General features: G+C 42.1%; 1 pseudogene. It reads left to right on the forward strand.

Annotated features, from left to right (window positions below):
* Positions 1-66 precede the first annotated feature (66 nt).
* A pseudogene (locus ACYIAM_RS12945) lies at positions 67-2,405 on the forward strand (hypothetical protein); the annotation flags it as partial.

Raw genomic sequence — 2,405 nt, forward strand, 5'->3', positions numbered from 1 at the left:
CTTATTAAAAAAACATGTATCGTTTAACTCGAAAGGCTTTTCGGCATAAGGAATAAGGCAATACACATGACCATAAAAAAAATTGACAATTTCAACTTTCCCGTGGGTGAAAAACAACTCAGTCAAGATGCGTATTATAAAGCGTTATCAGAGGCGAGCAGTGGCTTTTATCCATTTGGTGAAAATGGGATATGGCATGGGGGATTCCATATTGATGAAGGGGTACTAAAGAAAGTTGATAATGACGGTATATTGCGTTGTATGGCTCATGGCGAAGTGGTTGCTTATCGAGTCGATGATATTTACCATAAAATAGTCTATCTGGACAATGTTGAGCTAAAAACGCCTTATAAAGAACAGCAAAAAGTGGCGTATTTCTCAACGGGATTTACCTTAGTCAGACACCTGTTACAAATGCCTAAAATCGCTGGTGAAACTGCTACGCCACCCTCAATAACCTTATACAGTTTATATATGCATCAACTTGATTGGTATGGTTATCAGCAAAAAGAACAAGAAAGCGGTAGTCAGGTGGATTACCCTTGTTATTGGCAAGCGAAAGCAGGGAAAGTTGATGAAAAAAAAACAGAAACCATTGCCGGCAGTGTGATACGCGAAAAGGGAAAAGACACAAAGATTGTCGGTTTATTGCTTAAAGGCAGTAAAGTACGTTTAGGTGAACAAAAAGCAAATATGCCTGGCTGGTATAAAATTGTGTCGATAACCGCAGGTACGGTGGTGACACCAAACGGCTTGCAAAATGAATTGGGCAATATTACCGGTTATGTTTGGCATAACGATATTGGCAAGACAGCAGCCGATAGACCGACAGGAAAGACAGCGGAAGCCAATAAGGATTATGAAATCTGCAAGGAAGATAATAAAAAGGTGGGCAAACCGGAAGTTGAAGTCAAAGGCATTGCTGTTTATGGCACCGCGAATGACAGTCAAAAGTTAACGTATTTACCTCAAACGGCAACGTTTGAATTTGATGGGCAAGAAAATGGTTATGCTAAAATCTGTAAAATTGATAATTGTGATGTGCCGGCGGTCTTGGTTGCAGAAAATGGCGGGGATAAGGCACCACATAAGGGGTATGTCAAATTAACCTCACTGATAGTTACCCAGCTTAAACCTGAAAAATTAGATAAAGTCGTGGTATTAAAAACACCGATGCCAATTAATAAAGGCGACTTTATAGGTTATATTGGTCATAATGTCAGTCAAAGCGAGCGTTTTGACGAGCCTAAAGAAGCCCCGTTATCGAACATGAAACGGGCGTTAGACACTCAATTACCGCAAATGGCACACATTGAATTACTGACTTGTGATGATTTGCCTGCGTTTATCACTAAAACCCGCGCTTTAGCGGACAAGCTGCCTGAAAGCGAAAAGAGTATCATATTAGTTGAAAAAGAGGCGCAATTAGTTCAAGCCGCTAAACCGGCAGGTTGGTTAAGTCCTGGAGTGGCGATTCGTTTTACCGACACTACCGAGAGCTACTATATTAAAATCAAACCGGTCTATACCGTCAATCTTCCCTCAAGATTTTTTTATACTTCAACCGCGCAGCCGTTATTCGACACAGGGATTGACAAGGTGGTTAATGGCATTAATGGAAAAATACCGGCAAAAAGCCCATCACCGCCATCGTACACCTTAACCGCGAGTGAGAAAAAGTATGTAATACTGATGTACCATTCACGTTACCCTGAATTAACTGAGGAAGATATTCCCGATAAAGTTGAGTTAATTGCTGGCGGAAAGGGACAAAATACGACGTTACCGAGTGTCTATTCTGAGCCTGCGAATGATGACGGTTTTTTCACTATTCGCTTTATGATTGAAAACAAGCCGTATTGGATAGCCGCCAGTAACGTCTTACACCTTAATGGCGAAGAGGGGCAACTCACTTCAAGCGCAAGTTATTGGCATGCTTTTCCGTTATCATTAGATGACACCCTTTCTCCACAGGAAAAGAAACGTAATACGGTATGTTACCCGCGTACCGTGTCCCTAATTTCATTAGAGAATGACGGCTTGATAGCGATAGAGGAAGACAACACAACTTGGGTACAAGTGACGGCACTGGATGAGCAAACGCTACCGATATATGGTTGGGTGAATATAAAAGACAATGCGCAAGCGCATATCAAACGGCGTAGTCCATGGCACTGGCCTGGGTTTGACACGATAGAAGAAAAGGCCTCGGTCGGTGAATTATCTAACAAGATAGGCAAGAATAAAGTGGCGAAATTAGATTTAGCCGATTACACCCCAGCGATGCGGGCATTACACCAAATCTTAACGGGCACACTGATTTATTCAATCCAACGGAAAAAAGACCTACCGCCGCCGACTTTTACGGATAAGGATTTAAAGGAAGGATTACGCCGAAGCTGGAC

Source organism: Gilliamella sp. X-60 (assembly GCF_057063585.1).